Genomic DNA, 15,032 nt, shown 5'->3' with positions numbered 1-15,032 from the left:
CCGCAGGCGGGCCGCGGAACGGAGCCGCAGCGGCCGGCCGGCGGCGGAGCTGACGGTGGCGACCGGGGCTGATGCGGAGGCCGACACGGGCCTGGTCAGCGCTCTCAGGGACTGGCGCCGGGGACAGGCCCGTGACCAGGGGGTGCCCCCCTATGTGGTCTTCCACGACCGCACCCTGCTGGAGCTGGCGGCCAGGCGACCGGCCCGTCTGGAGGAGCTGGGACAGGTGAGCGGCATCGGTGCGGCCAAGCTGGAGCGTTATGGCGCGGCGGTGCTGGCGGTGATCCAGGGCTGGGAAGCCCAGGCCTAGCCTGGCCCATGTGTTCGTCACGCCGGTCCCAGCGATGATCCCCGCGCTTTCGGTCGAGCCCACCGGGACCGCCGGCCCCTCCGGCGTCGACCCTCCCGTCCACACGATCGAGGTGGCCCTCAGCAGTCAGCCTTACCCCGTGCTGATCGGCGAGGGCAGCCTCGCCCGGCTCGGTCCGCTGATCCGCTCCAGGGGAGTGGCGGCCGCCACCAAGGTGCTGGTGGTGACCAACCCGGCGGTGGACGGCTTCTACGGCCAGAGGGCTCTTGAGAGCCTCAGCGCTGCGGAGCTGGAACCCAGCCTGCTGGTGCTGGACGCCGGGGAAGATCAGAAAACGCCAGCCAGCGTGGCCCTGATCCATGACGCGGCCCAGGCCCGGCATCTGGAGCGGAGTTCACTGATCGTGGCCCTCGGCGGCGGAGTGGTGGGCGACATGGCCGGGTTCGCCGCCGCCACCTGGTTGCGCGGGATCTCGGTGGTGCAGGTGCCCACCACCCTGCTGGCGATGGTGGATGCCTCCATCGGCGGCAAAACCGGGGTGAACCATCCCGGCGGAAAGAATCTGATCGGGGCTTTCCACCAGCCCAGGCTGGTGCTGATCGATCCGAGCACCCTGGCCACACTGCCGCCGCGGGAATTCCGCGCGGGGATGGCCGAGGTGATCAAGTACGGGGTGATCGGTGATCCCCAGCTGTTCAACGACCTGGAGGCCGCCGGCGACCTCTCCAGTCTGGAGGCAGTGGGCGACAGCCTGCTGCAACGGCTGCTGGAGCGGTCCGCGGCGGCCAAGGCCCGCGTGGTGGCGGCCGATGAACGGGAAGGAGGCCTGCGCGCCATCCTCAACTACGGCCACACCCTCGGCCACGTCGTGGAGACCCTCTGCGGCTACGGCACGTACCTCCATGGAGAGGCGGTGGCGCTGGGGATGGTGGCAGCCGGTGACCTGGCCGTGGCCATGGGTCTCTGGAGTCCGGCCGAGCAGCAGCGGCAGTGCGCCCTGATCGCCAAGGCCGGCCTGCCATTGCATCTGCCACCCCTTGATCCTGAGACGGTGCTGCTCACCCTCCTGAGCGACAAAAAAGTGAGGAGCGGCACCGTGCGCTTCGTGCTGCCCACCGCCATCGGCGAGGTGCAGATCCGCAACGACGTGGGAGAAGACCAGATCCGGGCGCTGCTCGGGAACAAGAGCTCCCAGACGGGCTGAACGGGAGGACCGCGACGTCAGCCCTCACCCCCTTCCCCACCTTCATGGGGCTTCATGCCGTCATGGCTGCCCGGCTTTTCCTTGCTGGAGGACTCGGCGCCGGGGCTGCTCATCGCCGGCTTCTCCATCAGCGGGGCGCTGGTTCTGGGGGTCTGGCCATGACTGCAACCGGCCACACCCGCGGCCAGGCCAGCCGTGGCCAGGAACAGAGCGATGCTGGAGCGGTCCATGGGCCGTGTCGAAGCCATCCGGCCATTGTTCACCATCCACCATGCGCTTCGTCCTCGAACCCCTGCTCCAGGCCCACCAGGTGGAGGACTGGAGCAGGGCCCTGAGCCGTGAGGACACCAGCTGGCTGCCGGGAGCTGACACGGCGGGCTGGCATGCCCGCTCCGTCAAGCGCAACCACCAGCTGGACCGGCGCAGCCCGCTGCACGCCCAGCTGGCCAGCCAGGTGCAGGCCACTCTGCTGGCCCATCCCCTGATGCAGGCCGCCGCGCTGCCTGTGGCCATTCACGGCGTGCTGTTCAGCCGCAGCAGCGTGGGCGAAGGCTACGGAAGCCATGTCGACAATGCCTTCATGACCGGCGGCCGCTCCGACCTCTCCTTCACCCTGTTTCTGAGTGATCCGGAGACCTACAGCGGCGGCGAGCTGGTGCTGGAGAGCCCGACGGGGGAGGAAGCCCTGCGCTGCCCGGCAGGTCATGCCCTGGTGTACCCCAGCACCCAGTTGCACCGGGTGGAGCCGGTGCGTGATGGGGTGCGCCTGGCGGCGGTGGGCTGGATCCAGAGCCGGGTGCGCCGGGCGGACCAGCGGGAGCTGCTGTTCGAGCTGGACACGGCCCGTCGGGCGATCTTCCAGCGTGACGGCAAGGACGAGATCTTCGATCTGATCAGCCGCAGCTACACGAACCTGCTGCGTCAGTGGGGAGAGTGAGTCCGGTCCCCTGGGGGCGCCATGCTGGAACACCATCGCGCTCGGCCCGCCGTCATGTCCCAGGAGCAACTCAGGGCCTTCCTCGCCAGGGTCCAGGACGACGAGGAGCTCAGGCGGCAGGTGCTGGGTTCCTCCACTGCTGATGACGTGGCCAGACTCGCCACCTCCCTGGGCTTCGATGTCTCCGGAGACGAACTGCTGCGGGCCTCGGGCAAGCGCATCGGCAGGGTGACCATCACCAAGCAGGACATGCCCGGCGAATACAGCTGAACGTCTGCTGAACGTCTGATCCGGTTGCTGACATCCAGTCAGGTCCTGAATCCGGATTGATCCTGATTTCACATGGATGAGTCACTTCAGTCGGTCACTCCAGATGGATGAGTCAGTCCAGAGTTCGCTGTTCGCCTCCTGTGAGAAGATGTTTATGGATCGGCATGTCACGATGACGATGCCTTAGGGCAGGAGCCTGGGGTGGTGGTTCACTCTGGGCTCTTCCATCCCACAAATCCTCCGCTGAGCCGATCAGGCAACTCAGAGGCGCAGCACCAGGCCGTCACGCCTGTGAAAGTCGGCTTCCTTGCCCGGGTGGATCACGGCCCAGTAACTGAGCTGTCCCTGCTGTTGCTCGATCACCGCACAGACCCCAGCCACCAGGGCAGAAGGGGAGGAGCGAAGGTCATCCGGCAGCGGCCAGGCCAGCTCCAGCTCCACGACCCCGGGGCCTGCCCTGATCGCGAAGGGCAACGCCCGCAGGGAGGGCTCGGTCTCCATCCCATGGCGGTAACCGCAGAAGCGGTAGACGTTCCAGTGGCCGGCCGGTGACAGGTTCACTTCCCGGTACTCCGGCTGCCCCTCCGCTGCCAGAAACAGCTCGAAACAGGTGCTGCGCCAGAGGTCATCGCGGCGCTCGGGCCGGGTTGAGGACTCAGGCAGCGCCACCGACTTCAGATCGCCGCCAATGCGCAGACACAACTCCAGGGCCCCACCCCGGCAGCGGATCCGCCCGCTCAGCTCCAGGCCGGTGCCCGGGGAAGCGGAACCGGCTGGCCTTGGGCCTGGCGGCAGATCTCCGGATTGGAACGGTTGCAGGACGAACGACTGCCAGGCGATCTCAGGGTCCTCAGGTCCGGAGGCCATCATCGGATCGCCGCCACAACGGCCTCAATGGCCGCCTCCTGCTCCTCGATGCTCTCGGTGAGCCGGAACTGAACCCGTGCCCGCAGCAGATTGTGACCTCTGTAGCGGGTCTTGAAGTAGAGATCCCCGGCGAGATGATCCGTGAGGAAGCGCAACCCCAGCTCGAAGCTGATCAGGCGAATCGCCACAGCGATGTGGTCGTAGTCGGCGGGAGTGAGGAAGGAGCTGGCCACGCTGCCGTATCCGCTGAGCAACGCTTCACAGAGACTCACATCGAAGTGCACCGCTCTCCAGTCGGCAATGTCCTCTCCCAGGGGATTGCAGGCCGATCTCAGGCAGTCGCCGATGTCGTAGTGCACCAGGCCGGGTTTGACGGTGTCGAGATCAACGAGGGCGACGGCCTGGTCTCCCTCCAGATCAAGCATGACGTTGTTGATCTTCGGATCGCCGTGGATCGGGCGCTCACGCAGGATCCCTGCCGCCTTGGCCTGCTCGAGCACCGGCACCAGAGAGCGACGCTGCTCCACGAAGGTCAGACAGTCGCTGAGCTCTGGGTCGGGGGAGGTTCCGAGCTGGGCGATCACCTGGTCGAATTGACGCAGATAGCTGGGGGTGATGTGGAATCCCTCCAGGGTGTCGGCCAGGTGGTCCGCGGGCAGATCACTGATCAGCCGGTGAAACATGCCCAGTCCGAAGCCGACTTCACGGGCATGGCCGCTGTGACCGATCCGCTCCAGGGATTGAGCCCGCTCCACGTAGCCCAGAGCACGCCAGAAGCTGGAGCCTTCCCACACCCAGGGCCGGCCATCGGCGCGGGCCTGGAACACCCGTGGCACCACCCAGCGGCGCCCCTCCAGTTCCCTGGGAGGTTCGAGCAGCCGTCTGGCCACATGATCGCTGAAGGCCACCAGGTTGGCCATCACCAGTTCTGGGCTTGAGAACACCCCGGTGTTCACCCGTTGCAGCACGGCGGCGGGCCGGGCCGGCTCCCCCAGCCGCACCAGGTAGGTGTCGTTGACGTTGCCCTGGCCCAGGGGTTCGATGCCCCTGACCGGGCCGCCGAGGTCGAAACGCTCGGCAATCGCCGTAAGTGCCCCGCTGGCGTCGACGATGGGAGGCACCGGATCACTCATCGGCGGGGATGAGCACGGTGGTCTGCAGGCTGTCGGTGCCGAGGTGGTCGGTGATCACCCAGATGCACAGCCCCTGGCCCAGGTTGTAGACACTGCGCAGCCGGCCGCACTGGTGGTAAGCAGCCAGGGTGTTGGCCCTGGCATCACGGGCATCGACCTCACCCCAGTCGCCGCGGCGGTGGCGGGACACCAGGCGCTGCAGCGTCTCGAGATCCAGCCATTCGCGCACCTGCGGGCAGACGTGCACGGGACCGAGCACCAAACGAGCCTTCATCAGACCGGCCCCTCACCGAGGTGGCCGATCCAACCGGAGCGACTGGTCAAGGCCGGCCGGCCTCGTCCGCGGAGGCTCCCGTGAGGCTCGGCATCACCGCACTGATCTGACCCACCCCGAGGGCCAGCACCAGGAAGCAGACAACCAGCGCCATGAGGCTGCTGAACGACACCGCCACGGACTCGGCCTCGCCCGGCACCAGGGACTTCACCGTCATGGCCATAGGGCTTCCCATGCTCCTGGATCCCAGCCTGATCCAGAAGCCGCGTTGGGGAACCAGGTCGACAAGCTCCTTCACTCGGTGGAGCCATGGCCGCCTCAGCCACCACGGTTGGCGGCCGGCGGTGCACTGGCGGGGAACCGCTGGAGGTAGACGGCCACCGGAATGGGTCTGGTCTGGGCATAGCCCACGGGCAGCCAGAGGTCACCGGCATTGGAGGCGAAGTGGATTTCCCAGTGGTAAAGACCCGTGTAAGCGGCGGGATCCTCGCGCAGCAGGGCGGCGTAGTGGAGCACGGCCTTGCCGTAGTAGTCGCTGTTGTTGTACCCCCAGAGCCCCTTGCGAATGTCCTTCAACCCGCCGCGGCGCACCAGATAGCGGGCGGCGGCGTGGATGGCGTCGTGGGGATCGCGGATATCCCCCTTGCCGACACCAGGCTGGGCCCAGGTGGTGGGCAGGAACTGCATCGGCCCGCGGGCGTCGGCCACCGAAACCCCATCGATGCGGCCCATGCCCGTTTCCACCAGGTTGACGGCGGCCAGCACTTCCCAGTCGATGCCGGTGGCCGCCGCAGCGCTGTGGTGGAAGCGCAGGAGGTTCTCCGCCGGCTCAGGCGCCACGATCCTCCAGGCCGGCAGGGTGGCACTGCCCGGACCGCGGCGGCGCATGGAGAGGAAGGCACGGCGGGCCGCAAGGTGATGGTCCAGCACACCTTGCCAACGGGGGGGAAGCCGGCGGCGCACCTCCTGGGCCTGGCTCTCACGAACCGCCAGCACCCGCAGGATCACCTGGTGCTGGTGGCCCAGAGCCGGCAACGACTCCCCCGGGGTGGTGGGCGAACGCAGCGCCTCCTCGAGCGACACCAGCAGCTCGGCCACGGTCTGGGGATCGCTGGGCACGACCGGATAGTGGCGACCATCGGCCGCCAGGGGCAGACCCGGCTCCGAAGGGAGCAGAACCGTGACCGGAGGCGGGGGAGGCTCAGGCTCTGATGCGGGCGGAGACGGTGCCTCCACCACCGCCAGGAGAGGGCCCCGCTGCCGCGGTCCGAAGGCCGCTGCAGAGCCGATCACCAGCAGAGTCAGACCCACCAGAGCGAGCAGAGACCAGCGACGGTGGGAAGCGGGCATGGAAGGATCCGGAGGCTGGTCGCAGGCAGGACGATATCGGTGTCCGCACCGATCTGAGCCGCTCAGGGGGAGACCCCCAGCAGGAAGCCGATCAGGGCCGTGGCTCCCATCGCCAGAGCCCCCCAGATGGTGACCCGAAGGATGGCGGTGCTCAGTCTGGCGCCACCGGCCCTGGCAGAGACCCCGCCCAGCAGCCCCAGGAACAGCAGCGAGGTGAGCGAGACCACCACCCCGATTCTGGAGGCGGGCAGGAAAGCGGCCGTGCCCAGGGGCAGCGCCGCCCCGATCGAGAACATCGCTGCCGAAGTCAGAGCGGCCTGGACGGGCCGGGCGGCGAGGGAGTCGGTGATGCCCAGTTCATCGCGGGCATGGGCTCCGAGGGCATCGTGACGGGTGAGCTGCAGCGCCACCTCATGGGCCAGGGCGGGCTCCAGGCCCCGATGCACGTAGATGCCGGTGAGCTCGGCCAGCTCCGCAGCCGCGTCATCGGCGAGCTCCTGACGCTCCCTGGCCAGGTCGGCCTGCTCGGTGTCGGCCTGGGAACTCACCGACACGTATTCACCGGCCGCCATCGACATCGCTCCGGCCACCAGTCCGGCCGCTCCGGCCAGCATGATCGCGGCATGGTCGGCCTCGGCCGCCGCCACCCCCACCAGCAGGCTGGCGGTGGAGACAATGCCGTCATTGGCCCCGAGCACCGCAGCCCGCAGCCAGCCCACCCGGGACGTGCGGTGCTGCTCCTGATGGCGCATCCAGTGACCGTGGGACCAACCGTCTCGCTGCTGTGCCACGTGTGTCGAGGTGCCGAGGCGGGGGGAGGCCGAACCACGGCCGGAGACTCATTCTGATCCCCGCGTCATCGCCTTCTCGGTCAACTGGACGCCGAGGTGTAGTAGCGCAGGGCATGGCGCCACAGGCCACGGCTGAGGCCAAGGGCCACTACGGCCATCCCCAGGCTGGCCAGCACCCAGGGAAGGGTGGCGCGGCCCAGGATCGCTTCCGCCGGCACGGTGGTGAGGAAGGCCACCGGCAGCACCAGGGTGAACAGCGTGCGCAGAGCAGGGGGATAGGCACTGACGGGAAAGCGGCCTGCCACCAACGTGCTACGCAGCACCTCCGTGGCATTCCACACCTTCACGAACCAGATGCTGGTGGCCGCCAGCGCGAACCAGAGGCTGTAGAGGATCAGGGCGCTGCACAGGAGCAGCAGAGCGGTGCCCAGCAGAGTGAGCGGCGATGGGGTGGCCCCCGCCCGTCCCGCTGCCAGCACGATCAGCCCCAGCCCCGCCAGCAGACCTGGCAGGCCCCAGGGGGAGAAGCTTCGGGCCGAGAGCCAGAACTGACTGTCGATCGGCTTCAGCAGCACGAAATCGAGGCTGCCGGTGCGCACATGATTCACGATCGCCCCCAGGTTGGGCTGGAGCAGGGTGCTGCTGAAGCCATCGAGCAGGGTGTAGACCCCCAGCACCACCAGGGCCTCATCCCAGCTCCAGCCCCCGAGGCCATGGCCACGGCCATAGAACAGCGCCAGCACCACCACGCTGCCGGCCAGGTTGCCGAGCACCGAGAGCAGCTCGATCAACGCGTTGGCCGGATACTCCAGTTCCATCGCCAGCGCCGAGACCCAGAACTCCCTCAGGGTGCGTGCATAGCGCCCCATCAGGCCCCCATCGCCGCGTAGCGGCGCAGTCCGGCGCGCCAGAGCAGCAGATAGAGGGGCAAGAGCAGGGCCATCCAGGCGGCCATCGTCACCAGCCCCCCGGCCAGGTTCACCTCGCCGCCGGAGAGGAGCCTGGCCGGGAAGTCGACCATCGATGGGAAGGGGGTGACCTGCGCCAGGCGGCGCAGGCCGGGGGGAAAGGCCTCCAGCGGCGCCACCAGTCCCGAGAGGAACAGGTAAGGGATCAGCAGCAGGCGATCCAGGGCCGCCGCCCGCTCGCTCCAGAAGCAGGCCATGGTGATGACCGACTGCAGCAGGAACCGCAGCAGAAAGGCCAGGTGGGTCACCAGCAGGCCCAGCAGCCACGTGGAGGGCGGTGGCCAGCCGCTGGCCCCAGCCCCCAGCAGCCAGACCGCCAGCACGATCGCCAGGACGAAGGGCACCCGCGTGGCCTGCTCGGCGATGTGGGCGGCCAGGTAGCGCCAGAACGGGTGCAGAGGTTGCAGCAGGTAGGGGGAGAGACGCCCCTGCAGGGAGTCCTCCTCGAACACATGGATCACCCAGACCACCGTGAACTGACGCACGACGAAGGCCGCCAGGAAGTAGCGGTTCAGCGCCGCCGGACTGAGGCTGAGATCTGCGGCCGCCCCGGCGCCGCTCCAGAGGGCCAGCATGATCAGGGGCAGGAGGCCGGAGAGGGCCCAGAGCGCGATCTCGGCGCGGTACTCGAGCATGTAGGCGTACTGGACCGAGAGCAGCACCCGTGCCAGCCGGAGCGTCCGTTTCATCCCACCACCCCCTCACGGAAGAGGCGGCCGATGATCTCCTCCACCGGCGGATCGTTCACCTCCAGATCGAGCACGGGAAAGGTGGACAGCAGCCGCGAGATGGTGGCCGTGAGCCGATCCCGTGACACCAGCAGCCGCAGCCGGTGACCTGCGAGGGATTCGATTTCGCCGAAACCAGCGAACGCCTCCGGCGGGTAGACCGCCCCCAGATCACAGCAGACCTCCCGGTATGGGGCGAGCTGCTGGGTCAGCTCCTGCAGGCTGCCGTCATAGAAGAGATGGCCCTGGTCGATCAGCAGCACCCGCCGGCAGAGGGCGGTGATGTCGCCCATGTAATGGCTGGTGAGCAGGACGGTGGCGCCGGTGCGGAGGTTGTAATCAGCGAGGAACTCACGCACCCGCGCCTGGGCATTCACATCCAGCCCGAGTGTGGGTTCGTCGAGAAAGAGGACGGAGGGACGATGCAGCAGCGCCGCCAGCAGCTCGGCCTTCATGCGCTGGCCGAGCGAGAGCTTGCGCACAGGCCGGCGCAACTCCTCCCCCAGCTCCAGCATCTCGGCCAGTTCATCGATGCGACGGCGGGCTTCGGCGTCGCTGATGCCGTAGACCGCCGCATTGACCCGCAGGGAATCGAGCGGGGGGAGGTCCCAGATCAACTGCTGCTTCTGCCCCATCACCAGGGTGATCGTCCGCAGGAAGGCCGTCTGGCGGCGGAAGGGCCTGAAGCCAGCCACCCGCACCTCACCGGCACTGGGCTCGATCAGGCCGGTGAGCATCTTGAGTGTGGTGGTCTTGCCGGCTCCATTGCCCCCCAGGAAGCCCACCACCTCGCCGGGCTCGATGCTGAAGCTGACATCCCGCACCGCAGGAATGTCCTTGAAGCGGCGAGCGAAGAAGTGGCGCAGGGTTCCAGCCAGGCCGGGTGACTTGTCGGCCACCCGGAAGCACTTGCCGAGCCCGCGGGCCTCGATGATCGGCATCTCAGACTGTCCCCTGACCCGAAGCGACAGGGGGTGCTCCGCAGCCGCTCAATCGTCGTCCTCGTCCTCGAGAAGCAAGGAGTGGAAGGCGGTGTAGAGATCGGGGTGCTCCACCGCCAGGCGGGGATCGGCCCGGGGAGCGGTGCTGCGCCCAGGACCCCGGCGGCGGCTGGTCTGGGTTGCCGGTGTAGCGGATGGACCAGCCGGAGCGCGCCGCTCGCTGGCCTGCTGGGCCGAGCGGCTGGCCTCCAGGCCGCGCAGACGCTCCATCAGATGAGGCGGAACGCTGCCGTCGGGGCTCACCTGCATCAATTCGCGAAAGAGCTGCTCAGGGTCGGACTCCAGCTCGACCTGGTGGCGTTGCTCGGTGGCCCTGGGCTTGGTGCTGGCAGGCGGCACCGGCAGGGGCTGGGGCAGCTGACGGCCGAGCTGGCGAAGGCGCTCGAGGCTGTGGGCGTCGAAGCTCATGGCAGCGGGTGGATTGGGGTCAGGGACAGCCGAGGGTGTCGCGGGTGACACGGCCCGTGACGGGATTGGTGCCGCTGGCCATGGCGCACAGGGAGGTGAGCACATCCCCGCGCAGGGGCACATTGGTGAAATCAGCCCCCTCGATCGCCACGTTCACGAACTTGGTGTTGAACGCGAAGGCATCTTCCAGCACGGCGTCGCGCAGATCGGTGCCCTCCAGCACCGCCGAATCCAGGGTGGCCTCGCGCAGGTCGACGCCGTGCATGTCGGCGTCCTGGAGCTTGGCGCCGAACAGGCTGGCGTTACGCATGTCGGCGCCTGAGAGATTGGCGTCGCGCAGATTGGTGAGATTGAACGTGACTCCGCGCAGATCAGCGTCATGGAAATCAGCGCCGATCAGCACCTGTTTGGCGTAGTCCATCGCGGCAGGGGCCGGAGCGGCAGGCAGCAACAGCAGCAGCGCCAGCAGGCCACAGCCCAGCCAGGCCACCAGGCCCTGGACCAGTGAACGCAGCGGGGCAGCCATGGCAGGAAAGGGACACCACGGGAACCCTAGGAAAAGCCCGAGACCAGCCCGTTGACCCAGAGCAGAACGCAACGCGCCCGAAGCCGCAGCGCACTGCCCGGGGCCTGGGCCGAGCAGCGCGCCTGGCGCCTGTTGCGCCAGCGGGGCTGGCGGCGCCTCTCCAGCCGCTGGAGTTGCCGCTGGGGTGAGCTGGACCTGGTGGTGACCAAGCCAGGCCGGCTGCTGGTGGTGGAGGTGAAGGGGCGCCGACGCTGCGGCGTCGATGGCTGGGGCGTGGCCGCCCTCGGAACGAGCAAACGCCGGCGGCTGGCCAGGGCGGTGAGCTGCTGGCTGGCGGAGCATCCCGAGCAGGCTCAGCACACCCTGGAGGTGGTCTGTGCCCTGGTGCCCCTGCCACCGACGGCCGGTGCCGTGCGCTGGCTGCCGCTGGAGACACTTGCGGCGGCTCAGGGGGAGGGCTGAGCCTCCGCTGGCCCCTGCAGTGGTGACATCGGCTGCGGTTGTGGAGCTGTCTGCTGATCCGCCTGCTGCCCGGCCGGCGGCTGGCTGAACTCCACGCTGCAGCGGTAGCGGTAGTTGCCCATGCCCACCGTCAGCTCCTGGCAGCGGTGCCGGCCGGGGATCGCCCCCCGCGGCACCAGTTGCCTGGCGCGCTGGAGCGCATCGTCCCTGCTCCAGACGGAGTCGGCGCTGACGCTGCCGCAGTGGGCCGGAGCCACCCAGATCAGGCAGGGCAGAGCAGCGGCCGCACAGAGGGCCCTCCACGGCGCCCAGTGCACCGGAGAAGGCCCTGGGGAGCGGAATGATCCGATCGACGCGACGGGGGTCGATGGACGGAGGCGAATGGGGCCCATGGCGGCCTGAGAGGTGGGTGAGCCAGGGATAGCCAGGGATCGGCCGCCCGGCCGGGCAATCTGGAAGGCCCGCCCAGTCACACCCATGTCCTTCGGGGGCCACCACACCCGCAAGCGCTTCGGCCAGCACTGGCTCACCGATGCCGGCGTGCTGGAGCGGATCGTGGCGGCGGCGGAGCTGCAGCCGGGGGAGCGGGTGCTGGAAGTGGGCCCGGGCCGTGGAGCGCTCACGGAACGGCTCCTGGCCACAGGGCTGGCGGAACTGCATGCCATCGAACTGGACCGCGACCTGGTGGCCGGCCTGCGCCGGCAGTTCGCCGGCGATGAACGCTTCCAGCTGCTGGAGGGTGACGTGTTGCGCCTGGATCTGCCTCCGGCTGACAAGGTGGTCGCGAACATCCCGTACAACATCACCGGCCCACTGCTGGAGCGGCTGGTCGGCCGGCTCGACCGTCCCCTGGCCAGCCCCTACCAGCGCCTGGTGCTGCTCGTGCAGCAGGAGGTGGGCGAGCGCATCCGGGCGGTGGCCGGAAGCAGCGCCTTCAGCGCCCTGAGCGTGCGCCTGCAACTGCTGGCGCACTGCCGCTCGGTCTGCGCCGTTCCTCCCCGCTGCTTCCAGCCGCCACCGAAGGTGATGTCGGAGGTGATCGTGCTCGATCCCCTGCCGCCATCGGAGAGGCTGGAGCCGCAGCTGGCCGGGCGGCTCGAGGGCCTGCTCAAGCGGTGCTTCGCGTCCCGCCGCAAGATGCTGCGCAACTCGCTGGCCGGGCTCTGGCCCGAGGAGGAGCTGAGCGAACGGGCTCAGCGGGCAGGGGTGTCCCTCAGGCAGCGGCCCCAGGATCTCTCACCCCAGCGCTGGGTGGAGCTGACCCGACAGTTGTGCCCCACACCTCAGAGCCCGCGTGTGTCGAGCCCACCCATCCCCGAGCAAACCGCCCATGGCTGACCCCGTCCCAGCGCTCACCCGCTCGGCCCCCCTGCTGGTGGAGGCCCCGGCCAAGATCAACCTCCATCTGGAGGTGCTCGGACTGCGGGGCGATGGCTTCCATGAGCTGGCGATGGTGATGCAGAGCCTCGATCTGGCCGATCGCCTGGCGATCGAGCCCCGGGATGATGGGGCGATCGTGCTGCATTGCCCAGGCAGCACCCTGCCCACCGACGGCGGCAACCTGGTGGTGCGTGCCGCCGAGCGCCTCAGGCAGCACGCCGGCAGGCCGGAGCTGGGAGCCACGATCCAGCTGGACAAACGCATCCCCGTCGGCGCCGGCCTGGCCGGCGGCTCCAGCGACGGGGCGGCCGCCCTGCTGGGCCTCAACCGGCTCTGGGGTCTCCAGCTCGACGAAGGCAGCCTGCAGCAGCTGGCGGCGGAGCTGGGGTCGGATGTGCCCTTCACCCTCTCCGGCGGCACCCAGCTCTGCTTCGGCCGCGGGGAGATCCTCGAGCCGGTGCCGCTGCCTGAAGAGGCTCCGCTCGTCCTGGGCCCCCGGGGCCCTGAGGAGCTGGCGGTGCTGCTGATCAAGGACCCGACCGCCAGTGTCTCCACCCCATGGGCCTATCGCCGCTGCCGTGAGCTGCGTGGCGACTTCTATCTCGAACGCGAGAGCGACTTCGAGCAACGGCGTCAGAGCCTGCGCCACGGGGCGTTGCTGACGGCGCTGCATGGGGATCGGCCCCTGCCGCCCCTGCGCAACGACCTGCAGGTGGTGGTGGAGCCGGAGCAGGAGAGTGTGCGAGCGGGGCTGAGGCTGCTGCGCCAGGCGAACGAACCGCTGGCGGTGGCGATGAGCGGGTCGGGGCCCAGCCTGTTCGCCCTCTTCGCCGGCCTGCAGCAGGCCGAGTCGGCCCGGGAGCAGCTGCGGGAGGCCCTGGCCGAGGGCGGTTTCGAGGCCTGGTGCTGCCGCTGCAGCAGCCGGGGGGCCAGGATCATCGAATCAGCCCAGGCCCCATGAGCACACCGGAGCCCACCGAATCCCAACCGAGCCCCCCGCGTAAGGGTCCGCTCAGTTTTCTCTCCGGCTCCCTCACGAGTGGACTGCTGGCCTGGGTCTGTCTGGGACTCAGCCAGCGGGTGGTGGGTTGGTACAGCCTGCATCCGCCCCACTACAGCAAGGCCTTTGCCCAGAGCATCGGCACGGCCATGAAGACACTGGTGGTGGGCATGAGCTTCCTGGCCACCTTCACCTTTGCCTTCGTGGCACTGGGGCTGTTCCTTGTCTTCATTCGCAGCCTGCTGCCGGTCGGTGAGAGCGAGGCTTCCTAGGCTGAGTCGGCGCGTGTTTCAGCCATGACTCCCCACGATCTCGGCCTCCTGGCCCTGCTGCTCTCCCCGGGCATGCTGCTCTCGGTGCTGCTGCTGGCCACCTTCGCCGCTGGGGGCTGAGATAAGTTGGCCGCTCCACCGGCAGTCGCCGGGTTCGCAGACCGTCCGTGGCCGAGACACTTCTCTTCAACGCCCTGCGCGACGCCATCGACGAGGAGATGGCCCGTGACCCCCACGTGTGTGTGTTCGGGGAAGATGTCGGCCAGTACGGCGGCTCCTACAAAGTCACCAAGGATCTCTACGAGAAGTACGGCGAACTTCGGGTGCTGGACACCCCGATCGCCGAGAACAGTTTCACGGGGATGGCCGTCGGTGCCGCGATGACGGGACTGCGCCCGATCGTGGAGGGGATGAACATGGGCTTCCTGCTGCTGGCCTTCAACCAGATCTCCAACAACATGGGGATGCTGCGCTACACCAGCGGCGGCAATTACACCATTCCAACGGTGGTGCGTGGTCCCGGTGGTGTCGGGCGACAGCTGGGAGCTGAGCACAGCCAGCGCCTCGAGGCTTATTTCCACGCCGTGCCCGGCATCAAGATCGTGGCCGTGAGCACTCCCACCAATGCCAAGGGCCTGATGAAGGCCGCCATCCGAGACAACAACCCCGTGCTGTTCTTCGAGCACGTATTGCTGTACAACCTCAGCGAAGAGATTCCCGAGGGAGATTACATCTGTTCCCTGGATCAGGCTGAAGTGGTGCGCGAGGGCAAGGACATCACCATCCTCACCTACTCCCGCATGCGCTACCACTGCCTCAAGGCAGTGGAGCAGCTCGAAGCCGATGGAGTGAGTGTGGAGCTGATTGACCTGATCAGCCTCAAGCCCTTTGACCTGGAGACCATCACCCGTTCGATCCGCAAGACCCACAAGGTGATGGTGGTCGAGGAATGCATGAAGACCGGTGGCATCGGCGCCGAACTGCTGGCCCTGATCACCGAACACTGCTTCGATGATCTCGACGCCAGGCCCTTGCGCCTCTCCAGCCAGGACATCCCCACCCCCTACAACGGCGCCCTCGAGAATCTGACGATCATCCAGCCCCGGCAGATCGTCGAGGCCGCCAGGCAGCTCAAGGCAGGCACGATCTGA

General features: G+C 68.3%; 22 protein-coding genes. 9 read left to right on the top strand and 13 right to left on the bottom strand.

All coding sequences use genetic code 11. The annotated features are described in order from the left end of the window. A partial coding sequence (locus tag VB734_RS07890; protein WP_323243233.1) for an HRDC domain-containing protein occupies window positions 1-310 on the top strand: 310 nt, incomplete at its 5' end. A gap of 34 nt (window positions 311-344) precedes the next feature. Further along, the gene (gene aroB, locus VB734_RS07885; RefSeq protein WP_322781708.1) at window positions 345-1,514 is read left to right on the top strand and encodes a 3-dehydroquinate synthase; all 1,170 of its coding nucleotides are present in this window, start codon (window positions 345-347) and stop codon (window positions 1,512-1,514) included. 17 nt (window positions 1,515-1,531) lie between these two features. Here the strand turns inward: aroB and VB734_RS07880 are convergent, their stop codons facing one another. Then, on the bottom strand, window positions 1,532-1,744 hold the full coding sequence (locus tag VB734_RS07880; RefSeq protein ID WP_322781709.1) for a hypothetical protein: 213 nt from the start codon (window positions 1,742-1,744) through the stop codon (window positions 1,532-1,534). Between the two features lie 41 nt (window positions 1,745-1,785). On the opposite strand from VB734_RS07880, the gene VB734_RS07875 reads away from it, so the two are divergent. Continuing rightward, window positions 1,786-2,451, top strand: coding sequence for a Fe2+-dependent dioxygenase (locus VB734_RS07875; protein WP_197163114.1), 666 nt, complete (start codon window positions 1,786-1,788; stop codon window positions 2,449-2,451). A gap of 54 nt (window positions 2,452-2,505) precedes the next feature. After that, window positions 2,506-2,721 (top strand): Nif11-like leader peptide family natural product precursor, encoded by a 216-nt coding sequence (locus VB734_RS07870; protein ID WP_197167531.1) that lies wholly within the window; start codon window positions 2,506-2,508, stop codon window positions 2,719-2,721. 261 nt (window positions 2,722-2,982) lie between these two features. Here the strand turns inward: VB734_RS07870 and VB734_RS07865 are convergent, their stop codons facing one another. The 11 genes from VB734_RS07865 to VB734_RS07815 form a co-directional block, all read right to left on the bottom strand. Beyond that, window positions 2,983-3,588, bottom strand: a complete 606-nt coding sequence (locus VB734_RS07865; RefSeq protein ID WP_323243232.1) for a DOMON-like domain-containing protein — start codon at window positions 3,586-3,588, stop codon at window positions 2,983-2,985. Further along, window positions 3,588-4,721, bottom strand: coding sequence for an aminoglycoside phosphotransferase family protein (locus VB734_RS07860; RefSeq protein ID WP_322781710.1), 1,134 nt, complete (start codon window positions 4,719-4,721; stop codon window positions 3,588-3,590). The genes VB734_RS07865 and VB734_RS07860 overlap by 1 nt, the downstream gene beginning before the upstream one ends. Then, window positions 4,714-4,995: a hypothetical protein gene (locus VB734_RS07855; RefSeq protein WP_322781711.1), complete on the bottom strand. Its 282-nt coding sequence runs from the start codon at window positions 4,993-4,995 to the stop codon at window positions 4,714-4,716. The genes VB734_RS07860 and VB734_RS07855 overlap by 8 nt, the downstream gene beginning before the upstream one ends. A gap of 46 nt (window positions 4,996-5,041) precedes the next feature. Further along, window positions 5,042-5,212: a hypothetical protein gene (locus tag VB734_RS07850; RefSeq protein ID WP_197163107.1), complete on the bottom strand. Its 171-nt coding sequence runs from the start codon at window positions 5,210-5,212 to the stop codon at window positions 5,042-5,044. 101 nt (window positions 5,213-5,313) lie between these two features. Continuing rightward, on the bottom strand, window positions 5,314-6,345 hold the full coding sequence (locus VB734_RS07845; protein ID WP_322781712.1) for a lytic transglycosylase domain-containing protein: 1,032 nt from the start codon (window positions 6,343-6,345) through the stop codon (window positions 5,314-5,316). Window positions 6,346-6,407: 62 nt separating this feature from the next. Further along, window positions 6,408-7,097, bottom strand: a complete 690-nt coding sequence (locus tag VB734_RS07840; protein ID WP_197167530.1) for a VIT1/CCC1 transporter family protein — start codon at window positions 7,095-7,097, stop codon at window positions 6,408-6,410. Window positions 7,098-7,216: 119 nt separating this feature from the next. Then, entirely contained in the window at window positions 7,217-8,005 is a 789-nt protein-coding gene (locus VB734_RS07835; protein ID WP_322781713.1) for an ABC transporter permease, read from the bottom strand. After that, entirely contained in the window at window positions 8,005-8,793 is a 789-nt protein-coding gene (locus tag VB734_RS07830; RefSeq protein WP_322781714.1) for an ABC transporter permease, read from the bottom strand. Before VB734_RS07830 ends, VB734_RS07835 begins: the two co-directional genes overlap by 1 nt. Next, a complete protein-coding gene (locus VB734_RS07825) occupies window positions 8,790-9,767 on the bottom strand; it encodes an ABC transporter ATP-binding protein (protein ID WP_197167529.1) in 978 nt (325 codons plus the stop codon). The genes VB734_RS07830 and VB734_RS07825 overlap by 4 nt, the downstream gene beginning before the upstream one ends. Window positions 9,768-9,821: 54 nt before the next feature. After that, a complete protein-coding gene (locus VB734_RS07820; RefSeq protein ID WP_322781715.1) occupies window positions 9,822-10,241 on the bottom strand; it encodes a hypothetical protein in 420 nt (139 codons plus the stop codon). A 19-nt stretch (window positions 10,242-10,260) separates the two neighbouring features. Beyond that, entirely contained in the window at window positions 10,261-10,767 is a 507-nt protein-coding gene (locus tag VB734_RS07815; protein ID WP_197163094.1) for a pentapeptide repeat-containing protein, read from the bottom strand. A gap of 51 nt (window positions 10,768-10,818) precedes the next feature. Here VB734_RS07815 and VB734_RS07810 point away from each other — a divergent pair, with 51 nt between their 5' ends. Further along, a complete protein-coding gene (locus VB734_RS07810) occupies window positions 10,819-11,229 on the top strand; it encodes a YraN family protein (protein WP_197163092.1) in 411 nt (136 codons plus the stop codon). Here the strand turns inward: VB734_RS07810 and VB734_RS07805 are convergent. Next, window positions 11,214-11,546: a hypothetical protein gene (locus VB734_RS07805; protein WP_197163091.1), complete on the bottom strand. Its 333-nt coding sequence runs from the start codon at window positions 11,544-11,546 to the stop codon at window positions 11,214-11,216. The genes VB734_RS07810 and VB734_RS07805 overlap by 16 nt on opposite strands. Before the next feature lie 160 nt (window positions 11,547-11,706). Here VB734_RS07805 and rsmA point away from each other — a divergent pair, with 160 nt between their 5' ends. The 4 genes from rsmA (at window position 11,707) to VB734_RS07785 (ending at window position 15,032) form a co-directional block, all read left to right on the top strand. After that, on the top strand, window positions 11,707-12,567 hold the full coding sequence (gene rsmA / locus VB734_RS07800) for a 16S rRNA (adenine(1518)-N(6)/adenine(1519)-N(6))-dimethyltransferase RsmA (RefSeq protein ID WP_197163089.1): 861 nt from the start codon (window positions 11,707-11,709) through the stop codon (window positions 12,565-12,567). Continuing rightward, window positions 12,560-13,570, top strand: coding sequence for a 4-(cytidine 5'-diphospho)-2-C-methyl-D-erythritol kinase (gene ispE, locus VB734_RS07795; RefSeq protein WP_197163087.1), 1,011 nt, complete (start codon window positions 12,560-12,562; stop codon window positions 13,568-13,570). Before rsmA ends, ispE begins: the two co-directional genes overlap by 8 nt. Beyond that, window positions 13,567-13,881, top strand: coding sequence for a DUF3082 domain-containing protein (locus VB734_RS07790; RefSeq protein ID WP_322781716.1), 315 nt, complete (start codon window positions 13,567-13,569; stop codon window positions 13,879-13,881). Before ispE ends, VB734_RS07790 begins: the two co-directional genes overlap by 4 nt. A gap of 167 nt (window positions 13,882-14,048) precedes the next feature. Continuing rightward, window positions 14,049-15,032, top strand: coding sequence for a pyruvate dehydrogenase complex E1 component subunit beta (locus VB734_RS07785; protein WP_197163083.1), 984 nt, complete (start codon window positions 14,049-14,051; stop codon window positions 15,030-15,032).

The organism is Synechococcus sp. BA-124 BA4 (assembly GCF_034931165.1).
The sequence above is the reverse complement of the archived record's forward strand: the minus strand, read 5'-3'. Positions and strand labels throughout refer to the sequence as shown.

Coding starts and splice junctions, on each gene's coding strand:
- aroB (WP_322781708.1), top strand. CDS start 345: ATGATCCCCGCGCTTTCGGTCGAGCCCACCGGGACCGCCGGCCCCTCC.
- VB734_RS07880 (WP_322781709.1), bottom strand. CDS start 1,744: ATGGACCGCTCCAGCATCGCTCTGTTCCTGGCCACGGCTGGCCTGGCC.
- VB734_RS07875 (WP_197163114.1), top strand. CDS start 1,786: ATGCGCTTCGTCCTCGAACCCCTGCTCCAGGCCCACCAGGTGGAGGAC.
- VB734_RS07870 (WP_197167531.1), top strand. CDS start 2,506: ATGTCCCAGGAGCAACTCAGGGCCTTCCTCGCCAGGGTCCAGGACGAC.
- VB734_RS07865 (WP_323243232.1), bottom strand. CDS start 3,588: ATGGCCTCCGGACCTGAGGACCCTGAGATCGCCTGGCAGTCGTTCGTC.
- VB734_RS07860 (WP_322781710.1), bottom strand. CDS start 4,721: ATGAGTGATCCGGTGCCTCCCATCGTCGACGCCAGCGGGGCACTTACG.
- VB734_RS07855 (WP_322781711.1), bottom strand. CDS start 4,995: ATGAAGGCTCGTTTGGTGCTCGGTCCCGTGCACGTCTGCCCGCAGGTG.
- VB734_RS07850 (WP_197163107.1), bottom strand. CDS start 5,212: ATGACGGTGAAGTCCCTGGTGCCGGGCGAGGCCGAGTCCGTGGCGGTG.
- VB734_RS07845 (WP_322781712.1), bottom strand. CDS start 6,345: ATGCCCGCTTCCCACCGTCGCTGGTCTCTGCTCGCTCTGGTGGGTCTG.
- VB734_RS07840 (WP_197167530.1), bottom strand. CDS start 7,097: ATGCGCCATCAGGAGCAGCACCGCACGTCCCGGGTGGGCTGGCTGCGG.
- VB734_RS07835 (WP_322781713.1), bottom strand. CDS start 8,005: ATGGGGCGCTATGCACGCACCCTGAGGGAGTTCTGGGTCTCGGCGCTG.
- VB734_RS07830 (WP_322781714.1), bottom strand. CDS start 8,793: ATGAAACGGACGCTCCGGCTGGCACGGGTGCTGCTCTCGGTCCAGTAC.
- VB734_RS07820 (WP_322781715.1), bottom strand. CDS start 10,241: ATGAGCTTCGACGCCCACAGCCTCGAGCGCCTTCGCCAGCTCGGCCGT.
- VB734_RS07815 (WP_197163094.1), bottom strand. CDS start 10,767: ATGGCTGCCCCGCTGCGTTCACTGGTCCAGGGCCTGGTGGCCTGGCTG.
- rsmA (WP_197163089.1), top strand. CDS start 11,707: ATGTCCTTCGGGGGCCACCACACCCGCAAGCGCTTCGGCCAGCACTGG.
- ispE (WP_197163087.1), top strand. CDS start 12,560: ATGGCTGACCCCGTCCCAGCGCTCACCCGCTCGGCCCCCCTGCTGGTG.
- VB734_RS07790 (WP_322781716.1), top strand. CDS start 13,567: ATGAGCACACCGGAGCCCACCGAATCCCAACCGAGCCCCCCGCGTAAG.